Source organism: Thiohalorhabdus sp., from assembly GCF_036628635.1.
GTDB lineage: Bacteria > Pseudomonadota > Gammaproteobacteria > Thiohalorhabdales > Thiohalorhabdaceae > Thiohalorhabdus.
Window position 1 is genome coordinate 1 of sequence record NZ_JAZKRM010000051.1, and the last position, 15,077, is coordinate 15,077.

Here is a 15,077-nt window from a genome sequence, read left to right on the forward strand (position 1 = left end):
CGGCGGCGCACCGCCCGGGTTCCCGACCGCCCCCTAACGGGAATCCGGGCGGTTTCTATTTTCGGCTGAATGGAAAACGGAGAAACCTCGATGAGCGAACCAACACCGGAGACAGGGGCGGTGAACAGCGTCGATCCGGAGGAGATCGCCTTCTACGGCCACAGGGTAAGGTCTTGCCTAATGCCTCACACCCCCTTCGTGCGATTCGACTGACCCGCAGATAGTGCCGGCCGCAGACCTCCCCGCTTACCCGCAGGTCATGCCGGCCGGTGACCAGGCCCGGGCGATAGCTCCGTCGCGGAACTGCGTCGCCGCTAGATCGGAAAGACAAGGCGCAGCGGGCCGGCGCTGGGCATTGGGAACCTGCCCCATGCCTCGGCGCCGCCCTTCTCCGCCAGCGCCTCCACGAAGGCATCCGACCCCGGATAGACCTGCCCTTTCCGCCCATCCCAGGGCGCGTCCCCGACCTGGGCCACGAACGCCCGGTACAGCACCGGGCCGCCTCCGGCCGGGGCGAGAAGCCGGTCAGGAGCCCGACCACACTAAGCCACTAAGCTCGGGGAGCGTGGCCAGCGGTGGCTCGGTAGCCGCTCCACGGCCATTCCACCGCCTCCGCGGCCAGATTGGTCCATACCGGATTTAGAGAGTGCGGGGGCCGGCGATCAGCGGACCCGCCCCGTAGGCTGGGTGAGGGCAATACGCCATGACTGCGAGGCTTGACCCGGGTTTCAGAAACATAAAGGCTTGGAACGCTAGCCTAAACGACAGGAGACCGTCCGATGTCCGATACTCTTTCAACGGCGGAGTGGTCCGCCCTACTGCAGGCCGCGATGGAAGCGACCTACGATTCAGTGCTGATTACCGACACCGATTTCCGCATTATCCACGTCAATCCCGCATTCACTCAGCTGACAGGCTACGAGTCAGACGAGGTGCTCGGGGCCACACCCCGTTTCCTGCAGGGCGAGGATACGGACAGCGCGGTTCTCGAGCGTCTGCGGACCTGCATATCGAACAACGAGGTATTCGAGGGCAGCGCGATCAATTACCGCAAGGACGGCACGCCGTTCCAGATGCAGTGGAAAGTGATACCCGTGGCTACGGGCAACGGCCCGACTACCCATTACGTAACCGTCCAGCGGGGCACCGGCTTAGCGGAGTGAGGCGGGCCGGCGGGGTGCCTAGGGGCAAAGGGCCAAGGGCACAGGGTCAGGACTTTTCTTTTGCCTCACCCACTTGGCGAGCCATGCGACTGACCCGTGAATGGTGCCGGCCGAAGAAATCCCCCCATTACCCACAGGGTATAACCGCTAGTGGCGTAGGCCGGGGCCATGGCTTCGTCGGGGGAAGGCATCCGACCCCGGATAGACCTGCCCTTTAAGCTCATCCCAGGGCCCATCCCCGCAAAAGGCAAGGCCTGACCCCAAAGTCGTGGCTCCCCGCCTGAGAGACACCTGAGCGACAAAGATCCCCCCTTAGCCAACTCGAGCAAAAGGGCACTACCGGCTAAGGCCTCTCCGGTTTGCCGTTGCGCGGCTCGCCGCCTTCGCTGGAAGAGGAAAGGGGGCAGAGCCGGGACGGCTGGGAAGGGGGTTGCCGCGTCATGCGGGTTCGAGGTGTGCTCGAGTCAGACAGGCAAAAATGGGCGCGGCGCCTCGCCGCGATTCTCCGATTCAACCTCTTATGGCAGCGTGGATGATCTTCAAGCGGCGCCACAAGCGATCGGAATCGAGTGCCCCCCCCGAGCTGTGCGTGCGCTGGTCGAGCGAGCACGCACGGCACACGGACCGGCTGCGTCTGGCCGGCACCGGGTCAAGACGCGGCCGCGGCAAGGACCTGACATCGATGGCGGCATCAGTCGTGCCGGCCTGGGACGAGACGCGCGTGACGGTGCTGGAGCCTAACCGCCTCGACCGGCGCGTGCCGGCCGAGGGGCTGCGTGCCGGCCGTTTCTATCCCGCGGCCCTCGTCGACGGCGACGCGCCGCAGGCGTCCGGTGGTGTCTTCTACGTCATCGACGCCGACCCGAGCGGTATTCGCGCGGATTTCAATCATCCGTTGTCGCCCTACGCGCTCGAGCTCTTCGTCACCAACGGTGCGAGGCCGTCGCGGGAGACCCTCACCGAGGCCCTGGGCGCCGGTCCCGGCATGCAGGGGCCGATCGCCGCCCGCGGGCCCGGCCCGGACGAAACGGGGGCGTACGCGCGCGAGGACGAGTGCTCGGACACGCTGTTCTACGAGCGTCCACGGCTGGTTGCGCACCTCGATGCCACGGCGCTCGCGCACGTCCGGGCCTTGTATTCGCGCTTCATCGGATCGGGGATGGCGGTCCTCGATCTGATGGCGAGCTGGGATTCGCACCTTCCGGCCCAAAGCGACCTCGAGGTCACCGGGCTGGGCATGAACCGCCAGGAGCTCGAGCACAACGCCGCACTAACCGAGCGCGTGGTGCACGACCTCAATGCCGATCCCCGGCTGCCGTTCCCGGCGGCCCGCTTCGACGCGGCGGTGTGCACCGTCTCGCTCGAGTACCTGATAGACCCGGTGCCGGTGCTGCGTGAGGTCGGCCGCGTGCTCGTGCCCGGCGCCCCGGCCGTGATCGTTTGCTCGGACCGCTGGTTCCCCCCCAAGGTGACGCGCCTGTGGACCGAGCTCCATCCCTTCGAGCGCGTCGGTCTGGTGGCCTACTGGATGCGCGAATCGGGCTGGTTCACCGACATCGCCACCGAGTCGATCCGCGGCGACAGCCGGCCCGCCGATGATCCGCATTGGGGGCAACGGTCGGAAGCCGACCCGGTGTTCGCGGTGTGGGGCCGGGTGGAGCCTTGACGAGCCCCGCGCGGGCTCGTTGCCCGCGCCGCCCCGGGGAGGGCAGGGCGCCCCGCGAGTAAAGGGCTCAGGTCCTGACATGACAGCTGGGGCAACCCCTTCTTAGCCCTAAACCGGTAGAGTCAAGATTTAAATCGTTTTCTGGCTCGCTCCCCGGCCCTCCTGCCGAGTTCCTGCAAACGGCAGGGAACCCTGCGCTGTCCTTATCCGTGTTTATGCCGCAAGGGGGCCCTTCTTGCGGAGGGCGATGATACAGCCGCAAGGGTCTGGTTGGCTCTCCGAGATTCTTCCACCTTTTGGCCAAAAAAGGATATCCCATGGTCCGACCCAGCCTTTGGCTCGGTGCCGGCTTTGCACTCCTCACCCTCCTGCTTGCTGGCTGCGGGAGCGGTGGCGGCACCACGAGCACCTCGACGTCCACATCCACCGGCACCGTATCCGCCTTCATCACCGATAACCTCGCCGAGGACTACGAGGCGGTGTGGGTCACGCTGCACGAGGTAACCGTCATTCCGACGGACGGCGAGGCCCAGACGATTTACGAAAACGCCGAGGGCGAGACCGTCAACCTGACGAGCCTTGACGGCGTCGGTGAGCTGCTGAGCGTTTCCGAGCTCCCCGCCGGCAACTATGACACCTTCGAGGTCCGCCTCGACAATGAGCTGTCGCTGGTCCCGAGCAACGGCGACGACGCCATCAGCGCCTACTTCAGCAACAACGGCAGCACCGACTACACCACCGAGGTAAGCGGCGATCTGGTGGTGAAAGAAGGGGCGACCACCGCCTTCGCGCTCGATTTCGACCTCGAGGAATTCGACTACGATCCGGACACCGACGTTGTCTCGCCGAAGGTCGTTGCGCAGGACGAGGAAGAGGTCAAACTGCTGCAGCGCACCTTCGCCAAGATGGACGCGGTGGTCACCGAGATCGTGGATGACACCACCTTCAAGGTTCGCAACGCCGATGATGCCGAGGGCCCGGAGGTGACCGCCAACCTCCATGCCGCGGCGAGCGTGTTCGAGCCCGGGCAGGGCAAACCCGACCGGGACACCAGCCCGCTGGCCGTCGGCTACCACGTCAACGTCAACGGCAACTACGATCCGGCCACGGCCACCGTGACCGCGGTAAGCGTGAAGATCGAGTCCACCGGCGAGGACGACGAGGGCGATGGCGAAAGCGACGAAGCCGAGGGCACTGTCAGCACCTACGACGCTGACACCGGCACCGCCCAGCTGACGGTGAGCGACGCCAGCTTCCTCCCCGGCGCCGAGACCATCAAGGTGATCAACCTCGGCAACGCCGAGTACGCCCGCGGCAGCACCTCCCAGCTGGAGGAAGGTGTCGAGATCGAGGTCAGCGGCACCTGGGACGGTCTTGTCCTGTCGGCCGAGGTTGTCGAGATCGAGGGCGGTGAGCCGGGCCATGACCCCGCCGGCGAGGACGATTTGACCGAGATCGAGGCCCGGGTGGAGGGCCTCCATGGCAAGATCCTGACTGTGACCATCCTCGAGCAGGATGACGACGCCGCCCTCTCCTCGCCGCTCCGCCTCGACATCGCCGGCGTTTGGTTCAAAAACGGCAATCGCCCCTGCCTGAAGCCGGACGTGACTGCGGAAATCAAGGCCGATCTGGCCGCGGGCGAGGCCTCGGTAATCGAGCTGGACGATGACGCCTTCGGAGCGCATCCCGGCTGCCAGGTGACCGCCAAGGTTGAAGAGGATGACGAAGCCGACGAAGAGGCAGACGACTCCGAAGAGACCACCGACGAAACGACCGAGACCGAGGACTAAGGCACCGCCGCAACCGGGGAGACCGACTCCGCGGACGCAGATGCCGGGTACACCAAGGGAACCGTCTGAACCAAGCTCGTTGCGCTGCCTCCGGCCGGCCCCAAGGGGCCGGCCTTTTTTCATATTGACTTGTTGCCAACGAACGCATTCAGCCTCCGGTCCCGCCGAATCTCACAACCCGGACCGGTAGCCCCCCGCAAGGTGCCATCCGTTTCACCCCGAGGTGGCTATGGCCGCCACCGCCCTCCTGCTGATCGCCTGGACCGACCAACCGGGCATTGTCCCCGCCGTATCCGGCTTCCTGACCGCCCTGGCGCAGCAGGCCGGTCCCCCCCATGGGGGATCCTTTGTCATGCGCGTGGCCTGCAACTCCCCGGCGACCGGCCCAACCAGGCACAGGGTGACCCCGAAGCTGACCAATTCGCCTGACCCCATGCGGCCGGCCCATTACTCACCGCCTCTTCCAGGCAGGCCACCCGGTCCCGCCCCACCTCGACCGCCCTGTGAACCATTTAACAGACGGGCTCCCCAGGGCCCTGTTCTCCTGATGGGTAATCGCCATTCAGCAGGAGGGGCACCCCCTCCCGCAACCCTTTCGGGGAAAGGAGCAACGTCATGCAAGGCCAAAAGGTTCGCAACACATCCGGATTCGCCACGCGCCTCGGGCTCCTGCTCGGGGTGTCGGCCGCCATCCTGGCGGCCCCGCCCATCTGGGCCAACCACCAGCAGATCCAGCAGGGCAACTACACGCCCATGGCCCGGAACTACGATTCCGGATCCACCATGACGCTGCGCAGCCACGCAGTGGGCTACGCCTTTGGCAACGGCGGCTGCACGGGGACCTGGATCGGCCCCACCCTCTTTGTGACCGCGGCGCACTGCAACCTCGATCCCGGCAGCACCGCCCGCATGGAGATCTACCCCACCAAGCAGCTCCAGGGCAGCAACAGCAAGCGGTTCGACTACACCTGCACGCGCAACGTCGCGTTCGCCTGGCTGGCCTCCAACGCCGACCTCACCGTCTGGCAGTGCGGCGCCAATGCCACGCCCAAGCCCGGCAACCGCTTCGGATGGGTGGATTACAGCCTCCTCAAGCACGACCGGGTCGGGGACACGGTGTATTCGGTGTTCGGCCATCCGGTGCAGAACCCGTCCAACAACTGGGGCTGGGTCAAGCTGCTCACCAAGGGCCCGGTCAAGGACGACAGCGAGAAGAGCTGGGCGGTGCCCAACTGCCAGTCCCATCCGACCACCAGCGCCCTGCCCCAAGCGCACCAGACCGCCACCTACGAGTCCTCGGGCAGCCTGGGGCTGAGCATCGAGACCCACACCGCGGTGATCGGGCCCACCTCGACGGGAGTGCAAGGAGTCGCCAAGCGCAACAGCTCCAGCATGCGCCAGATCCTGAACGCCGGCGACCTGCCGCCCAACGAGCAGTACCGGATCGAGGCCACCGATCCCGCCAAGAGTCCCGGCAACGATCCCCTGACGCAGCTGCACGGGGGCGGGGGCAGCCGGGCCAAGACCTCCGGCGGTTGCGCCCAGAACCCGGGCAGTCTGGTCAATGACCAGGTTACCGACGGCAACGACAACCACGTCCTGGACATCCAGGAGAAGATCGCCGACGACATCGGCCGGCGCCCGATCTACACCCTGGACTTCAACACCGGCTGGCGCCGGGTCCTTTGGCAGACGGGCAGCGGCTTCCGGGGCTGGAAGAATGCCTCCACCAGGAGCAACGACTCCATTTCCAAGGAGCCGTGGCAATTCCACGCCCGCATTGCCGCCTCCGGGGAGGAGGGCGCAGCCCTGAAGCACCCCTCGCTCAACCTGGAGCCGGACACCCACTACGCCCTGCGCGTGGCCTACCGCGCCGTGGACTCGCGCTCCCTGCCCCGGATCAAGGCCGCGTTCGAGGGCGCCGGGCAGCAGTGCCGCGATGTCGAGGTGGCCCAGCTCAAGCGGCCGTCTAGCCCGGCACCGGCGAGCCTGACCTCCCACGTGGACTGGACCACCCTGAAGCTGACCACGGGCTCCTCCTGCCCGGATCCGGCCCTCACGGTGGCCGCGGAAGGCCAGGGCGTGACCGACCTGCGCAGCGTCACCCTGGTCAAGGAGGAGGCGGCCAACTGGGCGTTCGATACCTGGGACCAGCGCGAGCCGTGGCGCAGCGACCTGGCCAGCGCCGCCGGCATCGACCCGCGCAAGTCGGCGCACGGCTTCATCTACGAGGTCCCGCCCCCCGAATCGGGGATCTACTCCGGCATCCTGGGCGCGGACAGCATGGGCGAGGGTCTGACCCATCCGACCATCCCCCTGCGCCAGTGCACCCGCTACGCTCTGGACTTCAAGGCCAAGGCCCTGGACCGCAGCACCGGGGTGCGGGCGATCGTGAAGTCGGCCCAGCAGGGCTTCGGCGGCAGCCTCCTGTGGAAACAGGTGCAGGCCTCCGGGGGCTGGAGCGCCCATAGCTTCCGCTTCCGGACCCGGGCCTACGACGACGCCTACCTCCGCTTCGAGGGGCTGCGGGACAGCGACAACCGGGTGGCGGTGGACGCGGTCCGCGCCATTCCCACCGAGAGCCAGCCTCGGTTCGAGATCGGCGGCGGCTGCCTGGCCTGGGATAAGCTGCCGGGGCGGTCCGAGATCGACCGGCTGGGCAACAAGCTGGAGCAGGCCCAAACCATCGCCGACCAAGTCGGGATGGCCAGCCAGGATCTGGACAAGCTGCGCAAGGCCCTGGGGAAAGGCGCCGAAGGCGTCTCCCGGCTGCGGGAGGCCGACGGCAAGGAAACCATCCGCGGCTTCGTCGGCGCCATCCATAAGCATGCGGACTCGGCGGCCCAGCACATGGACGCCCTGATGGCCTGCTGCCGGGACCAGGCGCCGCAGTCCCTCGATAAGCTCCGGCAGAACATGGAAGCCATCCAGGAGCTGGACCGCGAGCTGCCGGACGTGGACCCGGCGGGCGCTGCCCAGGTGTCGGACGGCGGCAACGGCGGCTCAGGCGGGTCCGGGGATTCCGGAGACTCCGGCGGGACCGGAGGCGGCTGCACCCTGGATCCGGGCAGTGGCAGCGGCGGCGGACTGCTGCTTCTGGCCCTGGTGGCCGCGGCTGGCTTCCGCCTGCGCCGGGGGCTGTAAAGGCCAAGGGACCGCTCGGGGAGGATTCGACCCGCTAAACGGGACCCCAGCCGGACAGAGGAAACCAAGGACCCCCACCCCCTTAAACCGGGGCGGGGGTCCTTGTTCTTGGTAGATCCCATCTCGCCCGTCACCAGGGCGGTGATGGGGACCCAGGCGCCGAGGTATTCGATGCAGAGGCGGCAGCTCCTCGGCCAAGAGCGACCGTCACGCCTGTCATGTCGAAACTTGACCCCTTCGGGCGCAAGCCAGGGAGCCCGGGTGGCCCAGACCAACGGGTCCGATTGCGACGAATCGGCGCCCGGGGAAACCTCTGGGGAGGACAAGGCGAAGAAAGGGGTAAAATGGCTGAACGGGCAATTGCTTCCATCGCCCTACTCAGCCATAAAACGGTCATGGCGAGAGCTGCCCCTCTATGGCAAACGGGCCCGGCGGCCGAGCTTCGGCTAGGGGAGGTCGGCTAAGCGGCGAAATTTGATGGGGAACTTACTGCCATCACCGTCCCTAGGAGTACCCGTTAGTTGAAAACTGCCTTTCCTGATGGGACCGGAGACATCAAAAATCTCAGGCTTTATGCCTTCCGTTATCAAACTACCAGAGGCGGAATAGTTCTCCACTCTGAGCCAACCGATCAGGTAGCCATCATTTACTTGGTATTCTCCCATATAATAAAAATCGCTATCTCCCCCAATTATCCGGTTGGTTTCAAAAATCACAACACCTTGCACATGACTGCCTAGAGCCGAAAAACGAATGGACCAAAGGGCTTCTACAGACATTATTGCCCTCTTCGAGTTTGCATTGACCAGGGAAAGAGTCCGACCTAAGGCGTCAAAGCTGGAAGCAACAGTTGGGCCAGCTCCTCCGGAGCCTTCAGACTATCATGGCAAGATTTGAAGAATCATTAGCCGACTCCTCGCTTGGGGGTACCGTTGGGGAAAAGAACCAACCCACGGGCCCAAACAAAGGAGTCGGCCATGGCCATGTACGGCGGAATCGACCCGCATTCCAACAACCTGGTACTGGTTCTGGTTGATGGCGAGGGCCGGCAGGTGCGAGTGCGCAAGCTGGCGACCGATCTGAGGGCGGTCCTGGAGGCGCTGCGGCCGTTCGGGAAAGCCATTCAGGCCCTGGCCGTGGAGTCCACCTACAAGTGGTAATGGCTGGTGGACGGCCTTCAGGACGCCGGCTACCGGGTCGCCCAGGCCAACACCCGGGTCATCCAGCTTATGCGACGGCCTCAAGTTCACGGATGACCGCCACGATGCGCGGTGGCTGGCGGAGCTGCTGCGGCTGGGGGTCCTTCCCGAGGGCTACATCTGCCCGCGGGAGGAGCGGGCGGTTCGGGACCTGCTGCGGCACCGGATGCGGCTTGTCCAGGAGCGGGCCGGGTTGGTCCTGCCCTTCCAGGTCCTGGAAACCGAAGACAGGGACACCGAATCCGGCCTCGGCGACCTCTACCTCCAGGCCGGCCACCTCTTAATCCCCGAGACCGACGGGGGCCTGTCGGTATACGGTTCGGGCGCGCTCAAGGTGCCCACCGCCGACGAAGACGCCGGCCGGGGTACCGGCGAGCCGGACCTCGGTGGCTATCTGACCCCGCGTCAGGACCTTGGATCCTGGCAGTTGTCGGGGTATGGCGGTTACACCATCCGGGGCGAGCCGGCCGGATTCGACTACAACAGCATTACCTCCTATGGGGTTAAGGCAACCCGCTCCCTGAACGGAACGGTTGTTTTCGGGGGCCTAGACGGTAGCACCGCCCTTACCGACAACGGTGACCCACCTCTCGAGGTCTTTGCTGGCAGCTTTTGGCTCCTGCCCGAATCCCGGGTATTCACCGCCGATATCGCCTTCGGGCTCAGCGACGGCAGCCCAGATCTAAGCCTCGGTGTCGGAGTGGTTCAGTGGTTCTAGCCGGCGGAGCCCTGGCACCGGTCGGGCTGGATTGAGCGCCCCGTTTGTCCCTGAAGGGGGATTGGCACACCCACTTGGCAACCGGACTGGTGTCCCATAGGCCACCGACTCATGTGACCTGCCAGTGGGCCCGTCCTGAATTGGTAGGGAGTGGGTGCCATTAACTTTCTTCCCCGGAATTCTTCTACCGCTTCTCGTCCGCCGGGCAGGAAAATGTATTAGGGGTTTAGGCATTTTCGAGGCTGCCACCATCCGCTGGGGTACTCGTCAGCCCCAGGGCGGTTGGGCACCCTCCACCCGGTACTCGCGCTTAAGGGCCCGCATCAGGCTGAAGCAGGCGACCACCAGGATCACCGCCACCGGCAGCCCGGCGGCGATGGAGCCGGTCTGGAGGCTGCTCAGGGCCTGCTCGCCGCCGACGATAAGCAGGGTGGCGGCCACCGCTCCCTCGGTGATCCCCCAGATGACCCGCTGCCTTTTGGGCGAGCGGGTGCTGCCGCGGGAGATCAGGGAATCGACGACGTGGGTGCCGGAATCGGATGATGTCACGAAATAGGTGGCGATGAGCAGCGTCGCCACCGCCGAAGCCAAGGTGGCCAAAGGCAGCCGGTCGAGGGTGACGTAGAGCGCGGTGGTGGTGTCCTCGGCCACGGCCGTGGCGATCCCCGCATCTTGCCCGAACAGCTCCATGTGCAGGGCGGTGCCGCCGAAGGTGGCCATCCAGGCGAAGACGAACAGGGTCGGCAAGGCCAGCACCCCGACGATGAACTCGCGGATGGTGCGCCCCCGGGAGACCCGGGCGATGAAGATGCCCACGAAGGGCGACCAGGCGATCCACCAGGCCCAGTAGAACATGGTCCATTCCTGCTGCCAGTCGGAGCTGCCCACGGCGTCGGCGGTGAGGCTGAGCTGGATCAGCTGCTGCAGATACCCGCCCGTGGAATCCAGCAGAAAGCGGACGATGAACAGCGTCGGCCCGGCCACCAGGACAAAGGCCAGAACGACCAGGGCCAGAACCAGATTGAAGATGCTCAGCCACTTCAGGCCCCGATCGAGGCCCGAGATCACGGACAGCACGGCGATACTGGTAATGCCGGCGATCAGGGCGACCTGGTACCAGTGCGAAACCGGCATGCCCACCAGATAATTCAGACCGGCATTGAGCTGCATGACGCCGAAGCCCAGCGATGTCGCCAGGCCGAACAGGGTGCCGAAGACAGCGAGGACATCGATAACGTGGCCGAAGGGACCGTAGATGCGGTTGCCCAGCAGGGGGAAAAAGATCGAGCGGATGGTCAGCGGCAGCCGGTAGCGGAAGCTGAAATAGGCCACCGACAGACCCATCACCACGTAGACGGCCCAGGCATGGAGGCCCCAGTGAAAGAACGTGTAGACCATGGCCTGGTTGGCGGCCGCGGTCGTGCCACCCTCGGCGTAAGGCGGGCTTCGGTAGTGTAGGATGGGCTCGGCAATGCTCCAGAACACCAGCCCGATGCCCATGCCGGCGCTGAACAGCATGGCGAACCAGGCAAAAAACCCGAACTGCGGGGCTTCGCCCGGCGGCCCCAGCCGGATCCGGCCGTAGCGGCTCAGACCCAGCCAGATGAGAAAGACCAGGAAAAAGGTCACCGCCAGCAGATAAAGCCAGCCCAGGTATTCGGTGATGAAGCCCTGGATCCCCTCGAACACCCCGCTGGCGGTGGCCGGAAAGAGCACGCCGAACAGCACAAAGGCGCAGACGACCACGGCGGACGCGGTGAAAACCGACGGATTGACCGTGGCGAAGAAGGCCCGGCTGGGGACGTCCGGGGCGGCGGCTTCTGCGGGATCCCGGCCCGACTCAGCCACCGTCTTCCTCGTCCATGTAACGCTCGAAGATGCCGGTCAGCCCGGCCTCGGCCAGGACGTGGCCGCGGATGGCGCGGTCGAAGGCCGCCCGGGTCGCCCCCGAGGGCAGGGCCAGCTCCTCATCCAGGGCCAGGAGGCGGAAATGGTAGTGGTGGCGCCCCTCCGGCGGGTTTGGCCCGGTGTAGCCCACCTTTCCGAAGGTATCCGTGCCCACCAGGGTTCCCTCCGGAGGGGCTGCGGCATCCAGGTGGCGGGTTCCGGGCGGGATATTCCAGGCCAGCCAGTGGGTCACCCCCCGGCCCAGGGGGGAGTCCGGATCCTCGATAACCACCGCCAGGCTGGCCGCCCCCGCCGGCACCCCCTCGATCGCCAAGGGGGGCAGCACATTCAGACCTTTCTCCGAGTATCGCGCGGGAATGGGGTCCCCGCTGCCGAAGGCCGGGCTCGTTAGGCGCATGGCGCCCTCCCCTGTTTACCCCCTGGTTGGCATTCCAGCTTACACCCAAGCGAAACAAACCGCCCAGATGCCGGAAGCGGGCTTAAAGGTCAAGAAGCGGGGATCCGCTAGCTGCGACCCACCGCAGGGCCCTGTTATCCAGAGACCATCCGGGCTCCGGTTAGCAAGCCCTCGCTGACGGATAGGCTGGCTCCGCTTGGCCAAGGGCGGAACCGCCTCGCTCATAGCAGGGCCCCAGTTACCTTGCTTTTAAAAACAGGCTATTGCGGCCGCGGGCTTTCGGAAAATTGGATCAGGGGTCACCCATTAGCCGACTCCGTCAAGCAATCAAGAGTCAGTGGGCTTTGCGCGACTTCCTCGAGCGCCAGGCCGAGGGGGGCGACCAAGCCCGGCAGCTTGCCAAGCACTGCGGCTGATCCGGGCCTGCCCATCCTGGTACGGCCAAAGACGGGCGCGGCCGGCTAGGAGGATGGCGCCGTGCGCCGACTGAGCAGGCGAAGGCCCACGGCGGCTGCCAGGCCGAGACCGGCCACTGCCGCCAGGACGCCGAAATAGTAACGATAACCCAGTACGCCCGGAAAGCTGTCGGCGAACCAGCCCGCCAGCAAGTGGGCGAAGGTATCCGGGAAAAAGCCTACCAACGAGACGAAGCCCACCGTGGTGCCGGTGAGGTAATGGGGAATGCCGGCCTCCTCCATGACCGCGAAGTAGATCCCGCGCAAGGCAAATACCGCCAGCCCAGCGCCGATCACCTGCACCCAAAATAGCCCCAGGCCACCAGTGGTCGGCGGCACCAGCAGTAGTGAAGCGAACACCGTGGCCAGCAGGGCGAAGGCCCCACCGATGGCGCGGCTAGGCAGCAGCCGGTCAGCCAGGAGCCCGGCGCCAAGGGCGGCGACCGGACGCATCCAATCGCGTGCGGTGCCGAGGACGGCGCCGAATGTCTTGCTATGCCCGTAGGCCTTTTCGGCGAAGGCCGGGAACTCGTAAGTGCCCAAAAACAGCATGTAGGCGCAAAAGATGGCTACTGCCTGCAGCCAGACCGTGGGTTTGGCCAGCGCCTGGCGCACCGAGGCGCGCTCCCCGGCCAGCGCCTCGTCCCGCCGTTCCCCGGCGTACAGAGCGTCGGGGACCACCCGCCAGATCACAACCGCCGCCACCAGCGGCGCCATTGAATAAACCCAGATGACATTGTTCAGGCCGCCATGGGTGGAGCCAGCCAGGGCGAACCCGGCGGTGGCCAGCGAGGCCAGGACTGCGGCTGCTACTCCGCGGCCGGCATCAAGCAGGCCGAAGCTTAGCCCTTGGGTCTCCGGCCGGCCCCATTCGCGGGTGGCTTTGATAAGTGCCGCCCAGAACATGAGGATGCTGGTGACTCCCCAAAAGGCGTGCAGCGCCAAGAGGCCGGTGAAGTCTGGCTGGGTCAGCAGCACGAGGCCACCAGCGCCAGTGCTGACCAGCGCAAGGGTCAGCAGCTTGCGCGCAGAAAAGCGGTCGGCTAACCACCCGCTGGGCAAGTAGCAGATCAGCGCCGCCACCCCGAACAGGGAGTTGAGCAAGCCGAGCTCGGTGCTGCTTACCTGAAAGACCGACTCCATGCTGGTCTGAAAGGTCTTGCGCATGTACGGGAGCATGAAGATGCTCTCGCCGGCGAGCATCAGGCCCCCCATGTAAAGCCATCTGGCCAATCGGCCGCCGTCGCGCAAAGATGCCGCCGTAGTGGTCGCTGAGTGGTCCGTTGGCGCCCACCTTAGCCTCCGGGCCGGCGGTGTGCCAGCGATTCACCCCTCCTGGTTGAGGCGGGGGCATGGACTGGGAGGCAGATCCGCAGGAGCTCCTTCCGAACAGCGCGCCTCCTTACCAGGAGTGGCCTCGCCTACCGCCAGCGCATCGCAGCCCTTCTGGTCCTGCGCGACGGTCTGAGATGCCTTAGGGAGGCTCTCGCCGGGGTGGTTTAGGCGCGAATTTCGGGCGGCGCCGCGGGAGAGGTTCCTGGTGGCCCTTACCCGCCTCGACCGGATTTGAAATGGTCGCGGTCACCCCAAGCGCTGGTTCCGTCGGCGCCGGGCCGCGAGCACACGGTTCTTGCGCCCCTCCCGGCCTCCTCCCAGTACCAGTTTTTCGGTTTGGTCGGTGAATTAGATTAGGTGCTGATCTTTAGGATGCCCGAATGAGTAGTAACAAAATTCTCTTAATCCCGATGTCCCCCGCCACCAGTGTTAATTAGACATCCTTCCGAAGAGAGATCCCGCATGAGCCCCATAGCACGGGCGGTTTTCTTATTTGGCGGGACTAGCTGGTTCTAACCACTCCAACCCTGTAATGGGGAACTTGTACCGGTGGAAGTCCGCGACGTTCTCGTAGCCGGGGCTTAACCGCCGTACCACGAAGGTGCTCAACTTCGCCTTCTTGGACCGTGCCTTTAAATGCTCGTATACCAAGATTAGGGGTCACCAAGATTAGGGATTAGGGGTCACCCATTAGCCGACTCCGTCAAGCAGGCACTACCGGGTAAGGCCCCTCCGGTGGTCCATTGGGCGGCTCCAAGCCTGCGCTTGGCCCCGATCCGGTGATGCACGGCGGGCGTCTCGTTTGGTCCGGCTGCGGATGACGGATCCGCACCAGTCACCCATCGGGTTCAAGGCTGCGGGGAAGCGCCCTGCGGCGGTTCACCCGGCCCCTGGCTCGGTCGAGCCCCAGAAAATCACCCGTACCCTGCCGCGTCCAAAAGCGGGCGGAAGGCGCGAGAGGCCTCCCGCGGACAAATCCATGGCTCGGGCCGTTTGGCGGCCTGCCAGTCCCTTACGGGCTCACGGCAGAGGCGCATCCGTAGGTACTCGGGTCCGGCGCACGCCGGTATGACAAAACGGGATGGGACAGGGGCCCATTCAAATCTGCTGGTTGCGCCAACCCCTCTTCGGGCTCGCCCGCCCCAGCCCGAACCTTGATCGGTTCAGCTGCCGAAGGCTCGCTCCGTTTCGAACGGCTCCCCGTTGCGCAGCACGTGGTAGGTAGCCCGTAGGGATTAGGGGTCGGTATTAGGGGTCAAGTCTTGACATGACAGTTAACGTCCAACCTTGAAGGCTACTTGG

11 protein-coding genes are annotated in these 15,077 nt (G+C 65.5%); 7 read left to right on the forward strand and 4 right to left on the reverse strand.

Features of this window, described 5'->3' with window-relative positions; all coding sequences use genetic code 11:
- Positions 1-90: 90 nt before the first annotated feature.
- The 5 genes from V5A19_RS12065 (at position 91) to V5A19_RS12085 (ending at position 7,763) form a co-directional block, all read left to right on the forward strand.
- Positions 91-213 (forward strand): hypothetical protein, encoded by a 123-nt coding sequence (locus tag V5A19_RS12065; RefSeq protein WP_332319695.1) that lies wholly within the window; start codon positions 91-93, stop codon positions 211-213.
- Positions 214-779: 566 nt separating this feature from the next.
- Positions 780-1,163: a PAS domain-containing protein gene (locus V5A19_RS12070; protein WP_332319696.1), complete on the forward strand. Its 384-nt coding sequence runs from the start codon at positions 780-782 to the stop codon at positions 1,161-1,163.
- A gap of 532 nt (positions 1,164-1,695) precedes the next feature.
- A complete protein-coding gene (locus tag V5A19_RS12075; protein ID WP_332319698.1) occupies positions 1,696-2,829 on the forward strand; it encodes a class I SAM-dependent methyltransferase in 1,134 nt (377 codons plus the stop codon).
- A 317-nt stretch (positions 2,830-3,146) separates the two neighbouring features.
- Positions 3,147-4,619 (forward strand): DUF4382 domain-containing protein, encoded by a 1,473-nt coding sequence (locus V5A19_RS12080; protein ID WP_332319699.1) that lies wholly within the window; start codon positions 3,147-3,149, stop codon positions 4,617-4,619.
- A 615-nt stretch (positions 4,620-5,234) separates the two neighbouring features.
- On the forward strand, positions 5,235-7,763 hold the full coding sequence (locus V5A19_RS12085; RefSeq protein ID WP_332319700.1) for a hypothetical protein: 2,529 nt from the start codon (positions 5,235-5,237) through the stop codon (positions 7,761-7,763).
- 446 nt (positions 7,764-8,209) lie between these two features.
- Here V5A19_RS12085 and V5A19_RS12090 read toward each other — a convergent pair whose 3' ends face one another.
- Positions 8,210-8,542 carry a GrlR family regulatory protein gene (locus V5A19_RS12090; protein ID WP_332319701.1) on the reverse strand — a complete coding sequence of 111 codons (333 nt, stop codon included), beginning with the start codon at positions 8,540-8,542 and terminating at the stop codon, positions 8,210-8,212.
- Between the two features lie 198 nt (positions 8,543-8,740).
- On the opposite strand from V5A19_RS12090, the gene V5A19_RS12095 reads away from it, so the two are divergent.
- Together V5A19_RS12095 and V5A19_RS12100 are read left to right on the forward strand one after the other, a co-directional pair.
- Complete coding sequence (locus V5A19_RS12095) at positions 8,741-8,923, forward strand: hypothetical protein (protein ID WP_332319702.1); 183 nt, start codon at positions 8,741-8,743, stop codon at positions 8,921-8,923.
- A gap of 232 nt (positions 8,924-9,155) precedes the next feature.
- Complete coding sequence (locus V5A19_RS12100; protein ID WP_332327836.1) at positions 9,156-9,680, forward strand: transporter; 525 nt, start codon at positions 9,156-9,158, stop codon at positions 9,678-9,680.
- A 267-nt stretch (positions 9,681-9,947) separates the two neighbouring features.
- Here the strand turns inward: V5A19_RS12100 and V5A19_RS12105 are convergent, their stop codons facing one another.
- The 3 genes from V5A19_RS12105 to V5A19_RS12115 all read right to left on the reverse strand — a co-directional run bounded on the left by V5A19_RS12105 (position 9,948) and on the right by V5A19_RS12115 (position 13,643).
- Positions 9,948-11,528 (reverse strand): BCCT family transporter, encoded by a 1,581-nt coding sequence (locus V5A19_RS12105; RefSeq protein ID WP_332319810.1) that lies wholly within the window; start codon positions 11,526-11,528, stop codon positions 9,948-9,950.
- Positions 11,521-11,985 carry a YbhB/YbcL family Raf kinase inhibitor-like protein gene (locus tag V5A19_RS12110; protein WP_332319809.1) on the reverse strand — a complete coding sequence of 155 codons (465 nt, stop codon included), beginning with the start codon at positions 11,983-11,985 and terminating at the stop codon, positions 11,521-11,523. The genes V5A19_RS12105 and V5A19_RS12110 overlap by 8 nt, the downstream gene beginning before the upstream one ends.
- 461 nt (positions 11,986-12,446) lie before the next feature.
- Entirely contained in the window at positions 12,447-13,643 is a 1,197-nt protein-coding gene (locus V5A19_RS12115) for an MFS transporter (protein ID WP_332319808.1), read from the reverse strand.
- Positions 13,644-15,077 lie beyond the last annotated feature (1,434 nt).

Excerpts from the sequence above, each read along its gene's own strand:
- V5A19_RS12065 (WP_332319695.1), top strand. The coding sequence starts at position 91 with ATGAGCGAACCAACACCGGAGACAGGGGCGGTGAACAGCGTCGATCCG.
- V5A19_RS12070 (WP_332319696.1), top strand. The coding sequence starts at position 780 with ATGTCCGATACTCTTTCAACGGCGGAGTGGTCCGCCCTACTGCAGGCC.
- V5A19_RS12075 (WP_332319698.1), top strand. The coding sequence starts at position 1,696 with ATGATCTTCAAGCGGCGCCACAAGCGATCGGAATCGAGTGCCCCCCCC.
- V5A19_RS12080 (WP_332319699.1), top strand. The coding sequence starts at position 3,147 with ATGGTCCGACCCAGCCTTTGGCTCGGTGCCGGCTTTGCACTCCTCACC.
- V5A19_RS12085 (WP_332319700.1), top strand. The coding sequence starts at position 5,235 with ATGCAAGGCCAAAAGGTTCGCAACACATCCGGATTCGCCACGCGCCTC.
- V5A19_RS12090 (WP_332319701.1), bottom strand. The coding sequence starts at position 8,542 with ATGTCTGTAGAAGCCCTTTGGTCCATTCGTTTTTCGGCTCTAGGCAGT.
- V5A19_RS12095 (WP_332319702.1), top strand. The coding sequence starts at position 8,741 with ATGGCCATGTACGGCGGAATCGACCCGCATTCCAACAACCTGGTACTG.
- V5A19_RS12110 (WP_332319809.1), bottom strand. The coding sequence starts at position 11,985 with ATGCGCCTAACGAGCCCGGCCTTCGGCAGCGGGGACCCCATTCCCGCG.
- V5A19_RS12115 (WP_332319808.1), bottom strand. The coding sequence starts at position 13,643 with ATGCTCGCCGGCGAGAGCATCTTCATGCTCCCGTACATGCGCAAGACC.